The organism is Burkholderia sp. ZZQ-2, from assembly GCF_050768715.1.
GTDB classification, from domain to species: Bacteria; Pseudomonadota; Gammaproteobacteria; order Burkholderiales; family Burkholderiaceae; genus Burkholderia; species Burkholderia cepacia.
Window position 1 is genome coordinate 1 of the sequence record NZ_LDVA01000265.1, and the last position, 19,221, is coordinate 19,221.

20 protein-coding genes are annotated in these 19,221 nt (G+C 65.5%); 12 read left to right on the forward strand and 8 right to left on the reverse strand.

All coding sequences use genetic code 11. The annotated features are described in order from the left end of the window. The 10 genes from ABY44_RS19680 to ABY44_RS19725 form a co-directional block, all read left to right on the forward strand. On the forward strand, positions 1-639 hold a 639-nt coding region (locus ABY44_RS19680; protein ID WP_431641632.1), incomplete at its 5' end, for a UDP-N-acetylmuramate--alanine ligase. A 7-nt stretch (positions 640-646) separates the two neighbouring features. Further along, a complete protein-coding gene (locus tag ABY44_RS19685) occupies positions 647-1,198 on the forward strand; it encodes a TlpA family protein disulfide reductase (protein WP_021161888.1) in 552 nt (183 codons plus the stop codon). A gap of 194 nt (positions 1,199-1,392) precedes the next feature. Further along, a complete protein-coding gene (gene aroQ / locus ABY44_RS19690) occupies positions 1,393-1,845 on the forward strand; it encodes a type II 3-dehydroquinate dehydratase (protein WP_011350880.1) in 453 nt (150 codons plus the stop codon). 66 nt (positions 1,846-1,911) lie between these two features. Beyond that, entirely contained in the window at positions 1,912-2,385 is a 474-nt protein-coding gene (gene accB, locus ABY44_RS19695) for an acetyl-CoA carboxylase biotin carboxyl carrier protein (RefSeq protein ID WP_021161889.1), read from the forward strand. An 84-nt stretch (positions 2,386-2,469) separates the two neighbouring features. Continuing rightward, positions 2,470-3,837 carry an acetyl-CoA carboxylase biotin carboxylase subunit gene (gene accC / locus ABY44_RS19700; RefSeq protein WP_021161890.1) on the forward strand — a complete coding sequence of 456 codons (1,368 nt, stop codon included), beginning with the start codon at positions 2,470-2,472 and terminating at the stop codon, positions 3,835-3,837. A gap of 2 nt (positions 3,838-3,839) precedes the next feature. Continuing rightward, on the forward strand, positions 3,840-4,742 hold the full coding sequence (gene prmA, locus ABY44_RS19705; protein WP_021161891.1) for a 50S ribosomal protein L11 methyltransferase: 903 nt from the start codon (positions 3,840-3,842) through the stop codon (positions 4,740-4,742). A 45-nt stretch (positions 4,743-4,787) separates the two neighbouring features. Then, on the forward strand, positions 4,788-6,137 hold the full coding sequence (locus ABY44_RS19710) for a zinc-ribbon and DUF3426 domain-containing protein (protein WP_060169897.1): 1,350 nt from the start codon (positions 4,788-4,790) through the stop codon (positions 6,135-6,137). A gap of 73 nt (positions 6,138-6,210) precedes the next feature. Then, the gene (tpx, locus tag ABY44_RS19715; protein ID WP_060085796.1) at positions 6,211-6,714 is read left to right on the forward strand and encodes a thiol peroxidase; all 504 of its coding nucleotides are present in this window, start codon (positions 6,211-6,213) and stop codon (positions 6,712-6,714) included. Positions 6,715-6,799: 85 nt separating this feature from the next. After that, positions 6,800-7,738 (forward strand): carbohydrate kinase family protein, encoded by a 939-nt coding sequence (locus ABY44_RS19720; protein ID WP_059697874.1) that lies wholly within the window; start codon positions 6,800-6,802, stop codon positions 7,736-7,738. Between the two features lie 19 nt (positions 7,739-7,757). Further along, positions 7,758-8,231 carry a glycine zipper 2TM domain-containing protein gene (locus ABY44_RS19725; protein ID WP_021161893.1) on the forward strand — a complete coding sequence of 158 codons (474 nt, stop codon included), beginning with the start codon at positions 7,758-7,760 and terminating at the stop codon, positions 8,229-8,231. Positions 8,232-8,473: 242 nt separating this feature from the next. Here ABY44_RS19725 and ABY44_RS19730 read toward each other — a convergent pair whose 3' ends face one another. The 7 genes from ABY44_RS19730 to ABY44_RS19760 form a co-directional block, all read right to left on the reverse strand. Next, on the reverse strand, positions 8,474-9,142 hold the full coding sequence (locus tag ABY44_RS19730; protein ID WP_021161894.1) for a histone H1-like DNA-binding protein: 669 nt from the start codon (positions 9,140-9,142) through the stop codon (positions 8,474-8,476). A 28-nt stretch (positions 9,143-9,170) separates the two neighbouring features. After that, complete coding sequence (locus ABY44_RS19735; RefSeq protein WP_080982133.1) at positions 9,171-9,497, reverse strand: hypothetical protein; 327 nt, start codon at positions 9,495-9,497, stop codon at positions 9,171-9,173. 83 nt (positions 9,498-9,580) lie between these two features. After that, on the reverse strand, positions 9,581-10,792 hold the full coding sequence (locus ABY44_RS19740; protein WP_014898151.1) for a ribonucleotide-diphosphate reductase subunit beta: 1,212 nt from the start codon (positions 10,790-10,792) through the stop codon (positions 9,581-9,583). Positions 10,793-11,157: 365 nt separating this feature from the next. Continuing rightward, positions 11,158-14,151 carry a ribonucleoside-diphosphate reductase subunit alpha gene (locus tag ABY44_RS19745; protein ID WP_060169895.1) on the reverse strand — a complete coding sequence of 998 codons (2,994 nt, stop codon included), beginning with the start codon at positions 14,149-14,151 and terminating at the stop codon, positions 11,158-11,160. Positions 14,152-14,602: 451 nt separating this feature from the next. Continuing rightward, positions 14,603-15,193 (reverse strand): 1,6-anhydro-N-acetylmuramyl-L-alanine amidase AmpD, encoded by a 591-nt coding sequence (gene ampD / locus ABY44_RS19750; RefSeq protein ID WP_060169893.1) that lies wholly within the window; start codon positions 15,191-15,193, stop codon positions 14,603-14,605. Continuing rightward, on the reverse strand, positions 15,190-15,510 hold the full coding sequence (locus ABY44_RS19755; RefSeq protein ID WP_027788431.1) for a PP0621 family protein: 321 nt from the start codon (positions 15,508-15,510) through the stop codon (positions 15,190-15,192). Before ABY44_RS19755 ends, ampD begins: the two co-directional genes overlap by 4 nt. Before the next feature lie 13 nt (positions 15,511-15,523). Beyond that, complete coding sequence (locus tag ABY44_RS19760) at positions 15,524-16,417, reverse strand: cytochrome C assembly family protein (protein ID WP_027788432.1); 894 nt, start codon at positions 16,415-16,417, stop codon at positions 15,524-15,526. Between the two features lie 89 nt (positions 16,418-16,506). Between ABY44_RS19760 and ffh the strand changes: the two genes are divergently transcribed. Together ffh and ABY44_RS19770 are read left to right on the forward strand one after the other, a co-directional pair. After that, positions 16,507-17,874 carry a signal recognition particle protein gene (ffh, locus tag ABY44_RS19765; protein ID WP_021159890.1) on the forward strand — a complete coding sequence of 456 codons (1,368 nt, stop codon included), beginning with the start codon at positions 16,507-16,509 and terminating at the stop codon, positions 17,872-17,874. A gap of 94 nt (positions 17,875-17,968) precedes the next feature. After that, positions 17,969-18,520 carry a hypoxanthine-guanine phosphoribosyltransferase gene (locus ABY44_RS19770; protein WP_060169891.1) on the forward strand — a complete coding sequence of 184 codons (552 nt, stop codon included), beginning with the start codon at positions 17,969-17,971 and terminating at the stop codon, positions 18,518-18,520. An 83-nt stretch (positions 18,521-18,603) separates the two neighbouring features. Here the strand turns inward: ABY44_RS19770 and ABY44_RS19775 are convergent, their stop codons facing one another. Next, positions 18,604-19,206 carry a MarC family protein gene (locus tag ABY44_RS19775; RefSeq protein ID WP_009688453.1) on the reverse strand — a complete coding sequence of 201 codons (603 nt, stop codon included), beginning with the start codon at positions 19,204-19,206 and terminating at the stop codon, positions 18,604-18,606. Positions 19,207-19,221 lie beyond the last annotated feature (15 nt).

Consider the following 19,221-nt stretch of genomic DNA (forward strand, 5'->3'; position numbering starts at 1 on the left):
CGCAAACCTCTTGTCGACCCGCGGCGCCTCCGCGAGGAAATTGCCCAGTCCGCCGCCCGCCTGATCGCGGAGGACGGCCTCGACTATGCCGGCGCAAAACGCAAGGCCGCGCGCCAGTTGCTGGGCGACTCGCGCGTTGCAGGCGAATGGCTGCCGGATAACGACCAGATCGAGGAAGAACTGCGCGAGTACCTCGCGCTGTTCCAGAGCGACACGCAGCCGGACGAACTGCGCCGCCTGCGCGAAGTCGCGCTCGACTGGATGCGCCGGCTCGCCGAGTTCCATCCTTATGTGACGGGTGCCGTGCTGAACGGCACCGCGAACGCGCATTCGGATATCCATTTGCAGGCATTCACCGACAACCCGAAGGACGTCGCGATCTACCTGCTGAACCAGAACGTCCAGTACGACGTGTCCGAGACGCGGCATTTCGCGGGCCGCGCCGACGTCGAGACGCTCAGTTTCCTGTGGCGCCCGCGGCGCGACGTGGATGCGATCGGCATCCATCTCGCGCTCTATGCGAGCGACGACCTGCGCGGCGCGGTCAAGGCCGACGCGCGCGGCCGGGTCGCCCGTGCGGATGCCGCCGCGCTGCGCGCGCTCGTCGAAGCAGGCAAGGCCCCTTCCGAACCGGAATGATTCAACGATGATGATGAAACGCATGTTGGCGCTCGCGGTCGTCGCGGCCGCCGCCGTTGCCGGCGGGCTCGCCGCCGGCCATTGGTTCCGCGGCACCGCCGATGACGGGGTCGCCGTCGCCGCGCCCGCCGCACAGGGCAGCCCGGTCGAACAGTTGTGGGCGGCCTCCCTGACGGGTGTCGACGGCAAGCCGGCCACGCTGTCCGCCTTCAAGGGCCAGAAGGTCGTCGTCAATTTCTGGGCGTCATGGTGCGGCCCGTGCGTCGAGGAGATGCCGGAGCTCGTCGCGCTGTCGCACCAATACAAACAGAAGGGCATCCGTTTCATCGGGATCGGCGTCGATTCCGAACAGAACGTGAAGAACTTTCTGCAGAAGGTGAAGGTCGACTATCCCGTCTTCGTCAGCGGTTACGCGGGCGCCGATCTGGCCCGCAATTTCGGGAATACCGCCGGCGCGTTGCCGTTTACTGTCGTCATCGACCAAACCGGCAAGATTCGCGAGACAAAATTGGGACAAATCCAGCCGGCCGAGCTGAAAAAGACGCTCGACGCGCTGTAACCTGTCCGAACGGCAGCCCGGACGTTGTCGGCGATTTGCCCGTCGATCGCCGCAATTTCGCGTGAATTCGCCGATACTTTGCATGCGCGCCGGTAATTCTTGCAGGTCCCGCGCGCTCGGCCGTTCGGCAAAACTAGACAAATTTCTCTAAATAGCGCTAAAGTTCGCGCAATTCCGCAGAAATAGAAGCGACCATGACACGATTGCTGGTGCTGCACGGCCCCAACCTGAACCTTCTCGGCACCCGGGAACCGGAGGTGTACGGCCGCGTCACGCTCGCACAGATCGATCAGGCGCTTGCCGCGCGCGCCCGGGAAGCCGGCGCCGAACTGTCGTCGTTCCAGAGCAACCATGAAGGCGCGCTGGTCGACCGCATCCAGGCCGCGCGGGAGGAACAGACCGATTTCATCCTGATCAATCCGGCCGCGTATACGCACACGAGCGTCGCGATCCGGGACGCGATCGCCGGCGTTGGCATCCCGTTCGTCGAGGTTCACCTGTCGAACGTGCATCGCCGCGAAGCGTTCAGGCACCACTCCTACTTTTCCGACCAGGCCGAAGGCGTGATCTGCGGGCTCGGCTGGAAAGGTTATCTGTACGCGCTCGAGTACGCGCTGGACAAGCTGCAAGGCACGTCGCGCGGCTGAATTCGCGATCTAGATTCAGCGCCGGCCCTTAACCGGCGCTTTCACGTATTGAAAGGGGAATTCCCGATGGATCTTCGTAAGCTGAAAACTCTGATCGACCTCGTTTCCGAATCCGGCATCTCCGAGCTGGAAGTGACGGAAGGCGAAGGCAAGGTGCGCATCGTCAAGAACGCGCCGCCGGTCTACGTGCAGCCGACGGCTGGGTATGCCCCGCAAGTCAGCGCGCCCGCTCCGTCGGTCGCGCTGCCGACCGAAGGCGCTGCCGCGCCGGCCGCTGGCGGCGCTGCCGCACCGGCTGCCCCGCAGGGCCACGTCGTGACGTCGCCGATGGTCGGCACGTTCTATCGCGCGCCGTCGCCGGGCGCAGACCCGTTCGTCCAGGTGGGCGACACGGTCAAGGAAGGCCAGACGATCTGCATCATCGAAGCGATGAAGCTGCTCAACGAGATCGAGTCGGACAAGGCCGGCGTGATCAAGGAAATCCTCGTCGAGAACGGCCAGGCCGTCGAATACGGCCAGCCGCTTTTCGTGATCGGCTAAGTCCGCCGCGCGGCCTGCGGGCCGCGCTCCGCCGATGCTCGCCAGGCGCCGTTCGCGCGCCCCTCGAAGAGACGAATACTCGCTATGTTTGAAAAAATCCTCATTGCCAACCGCGGTGAAATCGCGCTGCGCATCCAGCGTGCGTGCCGCGAGCTCGGCGTCAAGACGGTGGTCGTCTACTCGGAAGCCGACAAGGAAGCCAAGTACGTGCGCCTCGCGGACGAAGCCGTCTGTATCGGCCCGGCCCCGTCGAACCTGAGCTACCTGAACATGCCGGCGCTGATCAGCGCCGCGGAAGTCACCGACGCCGAAGCGATCCACCCCGGCTACGGCTTCCTGTCGGAGAACGCCGATTTCGCGGAACGCGTCGAGCAGTCGGGCTTCACGTTCATCGGCCCGCGCCCGGAAACGATCCGCATGATGGGTGACAAGGTCACCGCGAAGCAGACGATGATCAAGACCGGCGTGCCGTGCGTGCCGGGCTCGGAAGGCGCGTTGCCGGACGATCCGAAGGAGATCGTCAAGATTGCGCGTGCGATCGGCTATCCGGTCATCATCAAGGCGGCGGGCGGCGGTGGCGGGCGCGGGATGCGCGTCGTGCACACCGAGGCCGCGCTCGTCAACGCGGTCAACATGACCCGCGAGGAAGCCGGCCGTGCGTTCGGCAACCCGCAGGTGTACATGGAGAAATTCCTCGAGAACCCGCGCCACATCGAAATCCAGGTGCTGTCCGACGCGTACAAGAACGCGATCTGGCTCGGCGAACGCGATTGCTCGATGCAGCGCCGCCACCAGAAGGTGATCGAGGAAGCGCCGGCGCCCGGCATTCCGCGCCGCCTGATCGACCGCATCGGCGACCGCTGCGCGGACGCCTGCAAGAAGATGGGCTATCTCGGCGCGGGCACGTTCGAATTCCTGTACGAAAACGGCGAGTTCTACTTCATCGAGATGAACACGCGCGTGCAGGTCGAGCATCCGGTTTCGGAGCTGATCACGGGCGTCGACATCGTGCAGGAACAGATCCGCATCGCGGCCGGCGAGAAGCTCACGCTGCGCCAGCGCGACATCCAGTTCCGCGGACATGCGATCGAATGCCGGATCAACGCCGAAGATCCGTTCAAGTTCACGCCGTCGCCGGGCCGGATCACGTCGTGGCATACGCCGGGCGGCCCCGGCGTGCGCGTCGATTCGCACGCCTACAATGGCTATTTCGTGCCGCCGAACTATGATTCGATGATCGGCAAGCTGATCACCTACGGCGCGACGCGCGAGCAGGCGATCAGCCGGATGCGCATCGCGCTGTCCGAAATGGTCGTCGAAGGCATCCAGACCAACATCCCGCTGCACCGCGAGCTGATGATCGATTCGAAGTTCGTCGAAGGCGGCACCAGCATCCACTACCTCGAAAACCGGCTCGCCCAGAAGCAGCAGGTCGCACCGGAAGAAGCGTAAGCATGAGCTATCGCGAACTCGTCGTCGAACTGGCCCGTGAGCACGCGGAGGCACTGTCCGACGCGCTGCTCGAACTCGGCGCGCTGTCGGTGTCCGTGGAAGACGCCGACGCCGACACGCCCGACGAACAGCCGCTCTTCGGCGAGCCGGGCCTCGTGCCCGACCGCACCGCGTGGCAGCACTCGCGCGTGGTCGCGCTGCTCGCGGCCGAGCATGAGCCGGCCGTGCTGCTCGCCGCAGCTGCCAACGAGATCGGCATCGCTGAAACGCCGACGTTCGTCGTCCGCGAAGTCGAGGAACAGGACTGGGTGCGACTCACGCAATCGCAGTTCGAGCCGATCCCGATCGGCGAGCGGATCTGGGTCGTGCCGTCGTGGCACGATGCGCCCGATCCCGATGCGCTCGTCCTCGAACTCGATCCGGGCCTCGCGTTCGGCACCGGCAGCCATCCGACCACGCGTCTGTGCATGGAATGGCTCGAGCAGTCGGTGAAACCCGGCCAATCGGTGCTCGACTACGGTTGCGGCTCTGGCATTCTCGCGATCCTCGCGAAGAAATGCGGGGCGAACCCCGTCATCGGCATCGACATCGATCCGCAGGCCGTCGAATCGGCACGGCAGAACAGCGAACGCAACCGTGCGGAAGTCACGTACGGGCTGCCCGATGCGTGCCCGGACGGCGAATTCGACATCGTCGTCGCGAACATCCTGTCGAATCCGCTGAAGCTGATGGCTTCGATGCTCGCATCGAAGGTCAAGCCGGGCGGGCGCATCGCGCTGTCGGGCGTGCTCGCGCGCCAGGCGGACGAAGTCGCGGCCGTCTACGCGCGCTACGTCGACATCTCGGTCTGGCGTGAACACGAAGGTTGGGTATGCCTCGCCGGAACCCGGCGCGAAAGCCATTAGAATAGCGCTGTCCTTCACTCTGGCCAGCAGGCCGCCCGGCTCGACATGCTTCTTGCGACGCGCTGCCCTCATTGCGAAACCGTCTTCCGGCTGCAGCAGGAACAGCTCTCGCTGCATCAAGGGCTCGTGCGCTGCGGGCATTGCCACGAAGTCTTCAACGCATCCGAGTCGCTCGTTCCCGAGCACGCGCAGCAGCCTGAGCCGGCCCTGACCGAACCGGCTGCCGCGCCGGACGAAGGCAACGCGCACCATCCGGCCCCGCCGGCCCGGCTGTTCACTACCGATGCGCCGGCCGGGGCATCTTCCGACACCGATTACAAGCCGGAAGGCTGGGACATGTGGGCGCCGTGGCTCGACGCCGGCGTCGACCCGTCGCTGCAACACAACGTGCAGACCGTGCGCACCGAGCCGCTGATTCCGCTCGCCCTTCCGTCCACCGACGCCGGCGTCGTTCACTTGTCGGGTGCGCCCGCGCCGTTCGCCCCCTCCCCGGCCGAGCTGGGCACTTTCGCTGCCGTCGCGCAACCAGCCGAATCGCTGCAGACGCAAACGCCGCGGGATACCGAACCATCGGCCGCGCCCGTCGAGCGCGACCCGCGTGAGCCACGCTTCGTCGCACACCGTCCGTCGGACGCAGATACCGCTCACGATGCCGCCGAACCCGTTGGCACCGCACACTTTGCCGTGCCGGACGACGAACGCGCGCCGCGCGAACCGCGTTTTGCATTTGCACCGGCACCGGCCATCGCAACAGCCGGATCCGAACCCGACACCGGTACCGGCGCAAAGGCACCGCACGACGAGAAACCAGCCGCGGCCGCCAGCGCGCCGGCCGCACCGTTCCCCGCTGCACTGACCGACGACGATCGTCCTCACTTCGCCGTCACGCGCGAGACGCGCGCCCCGCAGCGGCGCGGAATGCTCGGCGGCTTTTTCGGCGGCCTCGTCGCCGCCGTGCTGGCCGTGCTGCTCGTCGCACAACTCGCGTGGTGGCAACGCGAAACGCTGATGATCCACTGGCCGGTCACGCAGGGCTGGTTCCGGCAGGCCTGCGCGCCGCTCGGCTGCACGGTCGCGCCGCCGCGCGCGATCGACGGCCTGCGGCTCGACGCGACCGACCTGCGCCAGCTCGACGGCCCGCGCGAGCTCGAGCTGAAGGTACCGCTGACGAACCGCTACCGCGTCGCGCTCGCCTACCCGTCGCTCGAACTGACGCTGCTGGACGACACCAACCACGTGACCGTGCGCCGCGTACTCGCGCCGCGCGACTACGTGCGCCCGGGCACGCCGATCGACGCCGGGTTGCCGCCCGGCACGACGCAGACGATGGTCGTCCGCCTCGAAACGAACGGCACGCCCGCCTCGAATTTCCGCGTCCAGATCTTCTATCCGTGACGCACCGCGGCGCGCGCATGCGCGCCCGTCTCAACCCGCGCGCCCGAGCGGCGCGCTCATTCGGAGCACGAACATGAGCAAAGTTACGCTGGGTGGCAACCCGATCGATCTCGCCGGCACGTTCCCGGCCGTCGGCGCGCAAGGCGCCGATTTCAAGCTGGTCGGCAAGGATCTCGCCGACCTGTCGCTCGCCAGCTTCGCCGGCAAGCGCAAGGTGCTGAACATCGTACCGAGCCTCGACACGCCGACCTGCGCGACGTCGACCCGCAAGTTCAACGAAGCCGCATCGTCGCTCGACAACACGGTTGTCGTCGTCGTGTCGGCCGACCTGCCGTTTGCCGCGACGCGCTTCTGCACGACCGAAGGCCTCGAGAACGTCGTGACGGCTTCGACGTTCCGCACCGGCCGCGCATTCGCGAACGCGTACGGCGTCGACGTGACGAGCGGCCCGCTGAACGGCCTGACCGCCCGTGCGGTCGTCGTGCTCGACGCGCAGGACAAGGTGATCCACGCGGAACTCGTCAGCGAAATCAAGGACGAGCCGAACTACGATGCAGCGCTCGCCGCACTGAAGTAAGCTTTCTTCCGCTTTCCCCTGCCGCGCCGCGCCTTTCGCGCGGCGTTGTCGCGCAGGGTCCCTCATTTCTACAGGAACGCACACCTTGGCTACGTTGATTTGCGGCTCGATCGCCTACGACTCCATCATGACCTTCGAAGGGCGGTTCCGCGAGCACATCCTGCCCGACCAGGTGCACCTCATCAACCTGAGCTTCCTGGTGCCGACGATGCGCCGCGAATTCGGCGGCTGCGCGGGCAACATCGCGTACGCGCTGCACCTGCTCGGCGGCGATGCACGCATGATGGGAACGGTGGGCGCGCTCGACGCGCAGCCGTATCTCGACCGGCTCGACCAGCTCGGCCTGCGCCGCGACCACGTTCGCGTGCTGCCCGATACCTATACGGCGCAGGCGATGATCACGACCGATCTCGACAACAACCAGATCGCGGCGTTCCACCCGGGCGCGATGATGCAGTCGCACCTGAACCACGCGGGCGACGCGCCGGACATCAAGCTCGCGATCGTCGGCCCTGACGGCTTCGACGGGATGGTGCAGCACGTGGAAGAGCTCGCCAAGGCCGGTGTGCCGTTCGTGTTCGATCCGGGCCAGGGCCTGCCGCTGTTCGACGGTGCGACGCTGCGCCGCAGCATTGAACTTGCGACCTACGTAGCGGTCAACGACTACGAGGCCAAGCTGGTGAGCGACAAGACGGGATGGTCCGAAGATGAAATCGCCAGCCGGGTCGACGCCCTCGTCATTACGCGTGGCGAGCACGGCGCGACCATCCGCCACAAGCAGGGTGCGGAGCAGATACCGGTCGTACCGGCCGAGCACGTCGCCGATCCGACCGGCTGCGGCGACGCCTTCCGGGGCGGCCTGCTGTACGGCATCGAGCATGGCCTCGACTGGGCAACCACGGGCCGCCTCGCGAGCCTGATGGGCTCGATCAAGATCGCCCACCAGGGGCCCCAGACTTACGTACTGACGCGCGCCGAGATCGACGCGCGCTTCGAGACTGCATTCGGTTACAGTCTCAAATGAATATTGTGGGAGAGCAAAGATGTTGACGAAAAAGACCCTCACGCTCGCGGCCATGCTGACGGCCTCGCTGACGCTCACCGGTTGCTTCACCGCGCCGGGCTCGGCGGATGTCTATAGCGTCGGCCAGGCGCAACGCGAACAGACGGTTCGCATGGGCACGGTCGAAAGCGTCCGTGCAGTGCGCATCCAGTCCGACGGCGGCGGTAGTGCGATCGGCACGCTCGGCGGCGGCGCACTCGGTGCGGTGGCAGGCAGCGCGATCGGCGGCGGCAAGGGATCGATCCTGACCGCGATCGCGGGCGGTCTCGTCGGTGCGGTCGCGGGCAACGCGGTCGGCGAAAACCTCAGCACGGCGAACGGTGTCGAAATCACCGTGCGCCTCGACAACGGCGATCTGCGCTCGATCACGCAGGCAGCAAGCGGCGAAGCGTTCCGCGCCGGCGAACGGGTGCGACTGCTGTCGAGCGGCGGCGTCACGCGCGTCACGCACTAACAGGTACCTCAGCTCGCGGCGCAAGCCGCGGTCGAACGCATGTGCGAAGCTGCACATGCGTTTTTTTTCGTCCGTACTCGCCGCGGCCCGCATACGGGCAGCCGGCACACAGGCTCCCAGGCACATCGACAACACGGACGAAAAAAATCCCGCCACCTGAGCCAGATGGCGGGACTGATTGAGTAGCGCTACTCAACCCACGGACACCATGTGAGTGTCCGGGTGGTACGGGTCAGCCTCGATTACGGACGGCTGCCGGTCGGGAACGGCCATGCCGCTGCCGGGTTGAGCGCGGTCTTCACGCCCGATGCCGGCGCAACCGATGCGGTCGACGCGGTCGTTGCCGGCGCAGCCTTCTTCACGACGGCCTTCTTCGGAGCTGCAGCCTTCTTGGCCGGTGCAGCAGCCTTCTTCGCCGGAGCAGCGGCCTTCTTCGCAGGAGCAGCGGCAGCCTTCTTCGCAGCAGGCGCAGCCTTCTTCGCGGCAGCCTTCTTCGCAGGCGCGGCCTTCTTGGCAGCAGCCTTCTTAGCAGGCGCGGCCTTCTTCGCAGCAGCCTTCTTCGCCGGTGCGGCCTTCTTCGCAGCAGCCTTCTTCGCCGGTGCGGCCTTCTTCGCAGCAACCTTCTTCACTGCGACTTTCTTGGCTGCAACCTTCTTCGCTGCGGCCTTCTTCGCCGGTGCTGCCTTCTTCGCAGCAACCTTCTTCACCGCGACCTTCTTGGCTGCAACCTTCTTCGCTGCGGCCTTCTTCGCCGGTGCTGCCTTCTTCGCGGCAACCTTCTTCACCGCGACCTTCTTCGCAGCAACCTTCTTCACTGCAGCAGCCTTCTTCGCCGGAGCAGCAGCCTTCTTCGCAACGGTCTTCTTGGCAGCAACTTTCTTAGCAGCCGGTTTCTTCTTGGCGGTAGCCATGTTGTTCTCCTTCAGGTTCAGATGAGAGTCAGTTCAAACTACACCCTTCGTCAAAACCCGCTTCCCGCGGACGCTGTTCAGGACGTGCGCTTCGAAGCGGGCTATTCATCGGCGTACGCGGATACCACGCGCTTACGCTAATGAATACGGTATGGCGCGCGTGACCACCCGGCCTCGCGCGCCAAATCAAGTCGGTAGCCGGCGCACCTCGCGCCGCTACCCCTAATCGCTTGATCAAGCGGACCGCCACACGGCCGTCCGCTTTTTCCGGAGGGAAGTTTGCCCATCCCACTGAAGGGTTCGCAAAGTGCCTGTCGTGTCGTTGGGCCGTTAAGGCACCGGGCATGCTTTGCATCAGGCGTTCTTGCTCCTAAACCTTGGGCCGGGGCCGAGAGGCCACCGGCTGCTCACATCATGTGACGGGTTCGCTGCTGCGGGTTATTCCCAGGACAGCGCACCGCCCGTCTGATACTCGATCACACGCGTCTCGAAGAAGTTGCGTTCCTTCTTCAGGTCGATCATCTCGCTCATCCACGGGAACGGGTTTTCCTCGTTCGGGTACAGCGGATCGAGGCCGATCTGCTGGCAACGGCGGTTGCTGATGAAGCGCAGGTAGCTCTTGAACATCGACGCGTTCAAACCCAGCACGCCGCGCGGCATCGTGTCTTCGGCGTAGCGGTATTCGAGTTCGACAGCCTGCTTGAACAGCTCGCGAATCTCGGCGCGGAATTCCGCGGTCCAGAGATGCGGGTTCTCGAGCTTGATCTGGTTGATCAGGTCGATGCCGAAATTGCAGTGCATCGACTCGTCGCGCAGGATGTACTGATATTGCTCTGCAGCACCCGTCATCTTGTTCTGGCGGCCGAGCGCGAGGATCTGCGTGAACCCGACATAGAAGAACAGGCCTTCCATGATGCAGGCGAACACGATCAGCGACTTCAGCAGCTTCTGGTCCGCTTCGAGCGTGCCGGTCTTGAAGGCCGGATCCGTCAGCGTGTGGATGAACGGGATCAGGAATTCGTCCTTCGCGCGGATCGACGTGACCTCGTGGTACGCGTTGAAGATCTCGCCTTCGTCGAGACCGAGCGATTCGACAATGTATTGGTACGCGTGCGTGTGGATCGCTTCCTCGAACGCCTGGCGCAGCAGGAACTGCCGGCACTCGGGCGCCGTGATGTGGCGGTACGTGCCGAGCACGATGTTGTTCGCCGCGAGCGAATCGGCCGTCACGAAGAAGCCGAGGTTGCGCTTCACGATGCGGCGCTCGTCCTCGGTCAGACCGTTCGGGTCCTTCCACAGTGCGATGTCGCGGGACATGTTGATTTCCTGCGGCATCCAGTGGTTCGCGCAACCGGCCAGATACTTTTCCCACGCCCACTTGTACTTGAACGGCACCAGCTGATTCACGTCAGTCTGGCCGTTGATGATGCGCTTGTCGGCGACATTGACCCGCGCTTCCGAACCGCCGGCGGGAACAGCCGATGCTTGCGGCGGCACCGCAAGATCGCCTTCGAAAATGTCACGGACCTGATGGGCGGCAGGCGTTGCAGCCTGCATTCCGACAGCCATCCCGGCGGAGGTGCGCATTGCGTTTTGCTGCGCTCCGCTCGCGGGGGTTACGGCAGTCTTCTCGTCATCCCAGTTGAGCATAAATTCTCACCATCAATTTAGAACGGTTTGTACCATCTTTTCCTGAGCGATAAAAGGGTTCGCTCACGAAAAATCCTTTTTTCGATTCGCGTTGCGACCTCGATACAACACTTTGAGCAACGCATCGTCATTCATGCAGCGCGCGATGTGAGTCGCGCGTGTATCGCGAGGTGCGCTCGACGCATCGAACGCTGATCGAAACACGACGTCGTCGGGGATGTTTCGATCGCTTGTCACTGCCTGCAACGCAGGTGCCGCGTTACAGATTCCTTATCATTTTTTTAGTTGAGAGCGGCGCACACTTCAACCTCGATCGGTCGTCGTGTGCGCCGCCCTTGCCTGCTTCTCAGGTCAGGCGCACTGCGTTACTGGCACGCTTCGCATTCGTCGAAGCCAGGATCGCCCGGACGCATCGTGCACACCGGACCATCCGCCTCGACCGGCGCGAGCGCCGGCGCTGCGTTGACCGCGCCCGACGACGCATCGCCGCCCGCCGCACCAAAGCCGCCCGCTGCGCCTTGCGCGCCGCCGCTGCTCGAGCCGCCGCTCGTCGGCACTGCGTTCAGTGCGCCGTGCGCGACCGTCGATTTCTCGACGTGCGTCGCCGCCATCGTGCGGAGGTAGTAGGTCGTCTTCAGGCCGCGCAACCATGCGAGCTTGTAGACCTCGTCGAGCTTCTTGCCCGACGCGCCGCCCATGTAGATGTTCAGCGACTGCGCCTGGTCGATCCACTTCTGGCGACGCGATGCCGCTTCGACCAGCCACGTCGGGTCGACTTCGAACGCGGTCGCGTAGATCGCGCGCAGGTCGGCCGGGATGCGGTCGATGCGCGACAGCATGCCGTCGAAGTACTTCAGGTCGGCGACCATCACTTCGTCCCACAGGCCGCGTTCCTTCAGGTCGCGGACGAGGTACTCGTTGACCACCGTGAATTCGCCCGACAGGTTCGACTTCACGTACAGGTTCTGGAAGGTCGGCTCGATACAGGCCGACACGCCGATGATGTTCGAGATCGTCGCCGTCGGCGCGATCGCGACGCAGTTCGAGTTGCGCATGCCGTGTGCGGCGATCCGCGAACGCAGCGACGTCCAGTCGAGCGACTCCGACGTGTCGACCTCGACGTAGCCGCCGCGCGCTTCCGTCAGCAGCTTCAGCGTGTCCTGCGGGAGGATGCCGCGATCCCACAGCGAGCCGCGGTAGCTCGAGTAGCGGCCGCGCTCTTCGGCCAGCTCGGTCGACGCGTAGTACGCGTAGTAGCAGACCGCTTCCATCGAACGATCGGCGAACTCGACCGCCGCTTCCGACGCGTACGGCGTGCGCAGCAGGTGCAGGCAGTCCTGGAAGCCCATGATGCCCATGCCGACCGGACGGTGCTTCAGGTTCGAGTTACGCGCCTTCGGCACCGCGTAGTAGTTGATGTCGATCACGTTGTCGAGCATGCGCATCGCGACGCTGATCGTGCGCTTCAGCTTCTCGTGGTCGAGCGCATAGCTGCCGTCGGCCTGCTTCACCAGGTGGGCGACAAGGTTCACCGAGCCGAGGTTGCACACCGCGATTTCGGTGTCGCTCGTGTTCAGCGTGATTTCCGTGCACAGGTTCGACGAGTGGACGACGCCGACGTGCTGCTGCGGCGAGCGCACGTTGCACGGATCCTTGAACGTGATCCACGGGTGGCCCGTCTCGAACAGCATGCCGAGCATCTTGCGCCAGAGTTGCTGCGCCGGGATCTTCTTGAACAGCTTGATCTCGCCGCGCGCGACCTTCTCTTCGTAAGCCGTGTAAGCCTTCTCGAAATCGGCGCCGAACTTGTCGTGCAGGTCCGGGCAGGTCGACGGCGAGAACAGCGTCCAGTCGGCGCCTTCCATCACGCGCTTCATGAACAGGTCGGGAATCCAGTTCGCCGTGTTCATGTCGTGCGTACGGCGGCGGTCGTCGCCGGTGTTCTTGCGCAGCTCGAGGAATTCCTCGATGTCGAGGTGCCACGATTCGAGGTACGCGCAGACCGCGCCCTTGCGCTTGCCGCCCTGGTTCACCGCGACGGCCGTGTCGTTCACGACCTTCAGGAACGGGACCACGCCTTGCGACTTGCCGTTCGTGCCCTTGATATGCGAGCCGAGCGCACGCACGCGCGTCCAATCGTTGCCGAGGCCGCCGGCGAACTTCGACAGCAGTGCGTTTTCCTTCAGCGCTTCATAGATGCCGTCGAGATCGTCCGCGACCGTCGTCAGGTAGCACGACGACAGCTGCGAGCGGTGCGTACCCGAGTTGAACAGCGTCGGCGTCGAGCTCATGAAGTCGAAGCTCGACAGCACGTTGTAGAACTCGATCGCGCGCGTCTCGCGGTCGATCTCGTTCAGCGACAGGCCCATCGCGACGCGCATGAAGAATGCCTGCGGCATTTCGATGCGGGTGCCGTCGACGTGCAGGAAGTAGCGGTCGTACAGCGTCTGCAGGCCGAGGTAGCCGAACTGCAGGTCGCGGTTCGCGTCGAGCGCTTCGCCGAGGCGCTTCAGGTCGAACTGCAGCAGCTTGTCGTCGAGCAGGCCTGCGTCGACGCCGCGCTTCAGGAACTGCGGGAAGTATTCCGCGTAACGGGCCGGCATCTCGGCCTGGACGACTTCCTCGCCGAGGATCTCGCGACGGATCGTGTGCAGCAGGATGCGGGCCGTGACCTGGCTGTATGCCGGGTCCTTCTCGATCATCGTGCGCGCTGCGAGGATCGCCGAGTCGTAGACCTGGCTCATCGGCACGCCGTCGTACAGGTTCTTCACCGTTTCGGCGACGATCGGGTCAGGGTTAACCGCAGCGCCGAGGCCGTCGCATGCCGACACGATCAGCGCGCGCAGCGCGTTCAGGTCGAGCGGACGCGTGACGCCGTTGTCGACGACGTTGATGCCGGCGCTCGACTCGCCGCCCGCTGCCGCCGCTTCCTCGCCCGCATGCTGGCGCTCGAGGTGACGCTTCTCGCGATACAGCACGTACGCACGCGCGACGTTGTGCTCGCCACCGCGCATCAGCGCGAGTTCGACCTGGTCCTGGATGTCTTCGATATGGAACGTACCGCCGTTCGGGCGGCTGCGCACGAGCGCGCGCACGACGTTGTGCGTCAGCTGTTCGACCTGCTCGCGCACGCGCGCCGATGCCGCGCCCTGCCCGCCGTTGACGGCCAGGAAAGCCTTGGTCACCGCGATCGCGATCTTCGAAGGTTCGAACGATACGACGCTGCCGTTGCGGCGGATCACCTTGTAGTCGGCGAACGTGGCCTGCGGCGCGAGCGCCTTCGCGCCCTGTTCGGTCCCGCCGAGCGGACGGCTCGAGGCGCTCTCGTACTGGGACGTCGCGTTGTCGGTGGTTTGCATGTGCAAAGCTCCTGGTGTTGGATGGTGCGGAGAGAACCGCGGATTAAAACGAACGCTGCGCAACGCGGTGCGCGAGCGGTAAGAGGCGAGCGATGCGCCGGGGAAGCCGGTTCGGTCGATGCGCGACAACCGAGCCGGTCGTGTGCTTCGTCATGTATACCCTGCCCCGTCGAAGTTCGCTGCGCTGATCGCGACGCCCGGACCGCCCGGCCTGACGCGCCGCCCTGAGAACCCTGTCCGCCGGCGTTGGCCGCCGGCCGGTGCCGCTCGGGTTTCCCCTGCGACACACACTATATCTAGTGCAGAACTGCTCAACTGGCACCAAGTATAGTGGACATTCGGAGGACGTCCAAACGGATAATTTACGATGGAGGTCTTGACATCGCTCACGCGCAGACACGACAAGGCATTGGTCGGAGAAAAAACTTTCTCCGGTCAAAAAACCCCGCGATCAGTGCTGACGGAAAGGAAAGTATTCGGCGGAAAACCCGGCATCGCTCGCGAAGCGTTGCCAATCGAAATGCGGGCCCGGGTCGGTCTTGCGGCCCGGCGCGACGTCCGAGTGCCCCGCGAATGCGTCGACCGGGTAGTGTGTGGCGAGCGCGCGGGAGAGTGCGGCGAGCGTCGCGTACTGCGCGTCGTCGAACGGCACGTCGTCCGCGCCCTCGAGCTCGATGCCGATCGAGAAGTCGTTGCAGCGCGGCCGGCCGAAGAATTCGGACGAGCCCGCGTGCCACGCACGCTCGTCGCACGACACGAACTGCACGAGTTCGCCGCTGCGGCGGATCAGGAAGTGCGCGGACACGCGCACGCCGCGCAGGTGGCTCTGGTAATAGGGGTGCGCATCGCAGTCGAGGCGATTCAGGAACAGCGCCTCGATCGCGTCGCCGCCGAACTCGCCGGGCGGCAAGCTGATGTTGTGGACGACGACGAGCGTCGGCACCGCGCCCGCGGGCCGCACCTCGTAATTCGGCGACGGCGCGTGGCGCGCTTCGCGCACCCAGCCGTGTGCGTCGACCGACAGTCGTGCTGCGTCGTTCATCGGGCGTCGTGGCCGCTCGCGCGTGCGCCGTGGCGCTGCGCGTGCTCGGTGCTGCAGAAGTATTCGCCGCCCGCGACGACGGCATCGCCCTTCGGCGCATGCACGCCGCATTCGGCGCAGCGCACCATCGGCTCGGGCAGCGAGCGAGCGGCGTCGCCGTTCGGCCGCGCAGCTCCGGGACCACCGGTGCCGGGCGCGCCGTCGTAACCGGCGCCGCGGCCGGTGCGCGCCTGCGCGTGCTCCTGCGCCTGGCGCAGCTTGCGCGCGAGCCACGAACCCGCGAAGAAGAGAAGGATCAGGAGAAGAATCTGTCGCATCGGAAACCTGCGTTCAAACCACGGAACGGTGCAGCAGCACCTCGAAAACGAACCGGCTGCCGACATACGCGAGCAGCAGCGCGGCGAACGACACGAGCACCCAGCGCGCGGCACCGCGGCCACGCCAGCCTGACGTCTTGCGGGCGACCAGCAGGCCGCCGAACATCAGCCACGACAGGATCGCGAATACGGTCTTGTGGTCGAGCCGCAGCGCGCGCGCGTCGACCTGCTCGCTGAACAGGATGCCCGACGCGAGCGTCAGCGTGAGCAGCACGAAGCCGGCGCCGATCAGGCGGAACAGCAGCTTCTCGAGCGTGAGCAGCGGCGGCAGCGTCTCGAGCCAGCTCGCGATCCAGCCCGTCGAGCCGTCGCGTCCGCCGCTCCTCAGCGACTGCAGGCGCCGCTCGACCATCAGCATCAGGATCGCGTGCAGCGCGGCGATCGCGAACAGCCCGTACGCGATGTTCGCGATCAGGAAGTGCAGCTTGAACAGCGGCGCTGCGGCATAAGGAAGCACCCGCACGCCGCCGAACACGAGCGGCAGCAGCGACGCACCGCACGCGAGCGGCAGCACGAGCAGCCGCAGGCTGTCGAGCGGGAAGAAGAAGCTCTCGATCCAGTAGATGCCGGCGCCGAGCCAGAACATCGCGGACAGCGCGAACGCGAAGCCGAACACCATCGCGTCGTGCGGGAAGATGGTCGTATGGAGCAGCACGCCGTGCGCGACGAGCGCGGCGAACAGCAGCGCGCGGCCGGCCCCGCTCATCCCGGACGCGGCGGACGCGGGAACCGGCACGGCCGGCACGCTCGCGACGAGCGGCGTCGCGCCCTGGCGGTGCGTGCGCCAGCCTGCGACGGCAAGGCCGCCGTACAGGAATGCGGTGAGGGCATACAGTACAATATCCATGTTCGAAGTTTACACTAGGCCCCCTTCCCGCGACGGCTCCCTTTGTTCGGTTCCGCCGCGCCTTCGGGCCCCACTGTCCATCGCTCCCCATGCTCGACAATCTCACTCAACGGATGGCGCGCGTCGTCAAGACGCTGCGCGGCGAGGCCCGGCTTACCGAGGCGAACACGCAGGAGATGCTCCGCGAGGTGCGTCTCGCCCTGCTGGAGGCCGACGTTTCGCTGCCGGTCGTCCGCGAATTCATCGCCAAGGTCAAGGAAAAGGCGCTCGGCGAAGAAGTGATCAGCAGCCTGTCGCCGGGTCAGGCGCTCGTCGGCGTGGTCCAGAAGGAACTGACCGCCGTGATCGGCGGCGACTACGAAGGCAAGGCCGCCGAGCTGAACCTCGCGGTCACGCCGCCCGCGGTGATCCTGATGGCCGGCCTGCAGGGCGCGGGCAAGACCACGACCGCCGGCAAGCTCGCAAAGCTGTTGCGCGAGAAGTACAAGAAGAAGGTGCTGACCGTGTCGTGCGACGTGTATCGCCCGGCCGCAATCATGCAGCTGAAAACGGTGAGCGAACAGGTCGGCGCCGACTTCTTCCCGTCCACGCCGGATCAGAAGCCCGTCGACATCGCGGTCGCGGCCGTCGACTGGGCGAAGCGCCACTACCATGACGTGCTGATCGTCGATACGGCCGGCCGCCTCGGTATCGACGAGGCGATGATGCAGGAAATCGCCGCGCTGCACGGCACGCTGAAGCCGGCCGAAACGCTGTTCGTGGTCGACGCGATGCTCGGCCAGGACGCGGTCAACACCGCGAAGGCATTCAACGACACGCTGCCGCTCACCGGCGTCGTGCTGACCAAGCTCGACGGCGATTCGCGCGGCGGCGCCGCGCTGTCGGTACGCCACGTCACGGGCAAGCCGATCAAGTTCGTCGGCGTGGCCGAGAAGCTCGACGGTCTCGAGGTGTTCCACCCCGACCGGATGGCAAACCGGATCCTCGGCATGGGCGACATCCTCGCCCTCGTCGAGGAGGCGCAGCGCGGCGTCGACGTGCAGGCCGCGCAGAAGCTCGCCGACAAGGTCAAGAAAGGCGGCGACTTCGACCTGAACGATTTCCGCGCGCAGATCTCGCAGATGAAGAACATGGGCGGCCTGTCGTCGCTGATGGATAAACTTCCGGCGCAGTTCCAGCAGGCGGCGGCCGGCGCCGACATGGGCCAGGCCGAGAAGTCGATCCGCCGGATGGAAGGCATCATCAGCTCGATGACGCCCGCCGAGCGCGCGAAACCCGAGATCATCAAGGCGACGCGCAAGCGCCGCATTGCAGCCGGCGCGGGCGTGCCGGTGCAGGAAGTCAACCGGATGCTGAACCAGTACGACCAGATGCGTACGATGATGAAGAAGCTGAAGGGCGGCAACATGCAGAAGATGATGCGCGGCCTGAAGGGCATGATGCCCGGCATGCGCTGATTCCGCCCATCGGCCGGCGCGCGGGTTTTTGCTGTAGCGCGCGCCGTCCGTTCTGCTTCATTCTTATTTGTATACCGACTGCCCGCCAGAACACATGAACCGCGAAGAAGCCCTCCACATTTTCAACCACTCCGAAGAGATCGTCTCGGCCGACGCCGTCAATGCGTCGATCTCCCGGATGGCCGACGCGATCCGCGCCGAGATCGGCGATGCGTTCCCGCTCGTTCTCTCGGTGATGGGCGGCGCCGCGGTGTTTACCGGGATGCTGCTGCCGCATCTCGATTTCCCGCTCGAATTCGACTACATCCACCTGACCCGCTACCGCAACACGACGCAGGGCAGCCCGGAAATGCACTGGCGCGTCGCGCCGCGCGAATCGGTGAAGGACCGGATCGTGCTCGTGCTCGACGACATCCTCGACGAAGGCGAGACGATGGCCGCGATCCGCGACCGCATCCTCGACATGGGCGCGAAGCGCTTCATGTCGGCCGTGCTGTGCGAGAAGACGCTCGCGAAGGCGAAGCCGCTGCACCCCGACTTCTGCGGCTTCGCGGTGCCGGATCGCTACGTGTTCGGCTGCGGGATGGATGCGAAGGGCTACTGGCGCAACCTGCCGACGATCCGCGCGCTGACCACGGACGTCTGAGCGCCCCGCTCCGCACTATATAAATAGAAAGCGGCGCTCCGGTTTCCCGGAGCGCCGCTTTTTTGTGGGCACGCGCCGCCAGCCTACAGCTGGTGCACGAATGCGCGGATGCCGCCCAGCATCATCTCGACCGAAATCGCGACGAGCACGAGGCCCATCAACCGCTCGAACGCCGCGACGGTCCGTTCGCCGATCCATTGCTGGATCCGCTCGGCCAGCACCAGCGTCACCGCGCAGACGATCATCGTGACCGTCAGCGCGCCGACCCACTCGAGCATCTTGCCGGGCCCCTGCGACGTCAGCAGCATCACCGTCGCAAGCGCCGACGGCCCGGCGAGCGCCGGAATCGCGAGCGGCACGATGAACGGCTCGCCGCCCGCGCGCGGATCGTTGCCGAGTGCGCCGTCCGGATGCGGGAAGATCATCCGCAGCGCGATCAGGAACAGCACGATCCCGCCGCCGAGCCGCAACGACAGGTCGGTGAGGCTCATCATCCGCAGGAAGCGGTCGCCGACCAGCATGAAGAACAGCAGGATCACGAACGCGATCCCCACTTCACGCAGGATCAGCTTCACGCGCCGCTCGCGCGGCACATCCCGCATGGCCGAAATGAACAGCGGGATGTTGCCGAGCGGATCGGTGATCAGCACCAGGAGCACGGTGGCCGACAGGAAGGTGTATTCCACCGCGTTCCCCGGTCG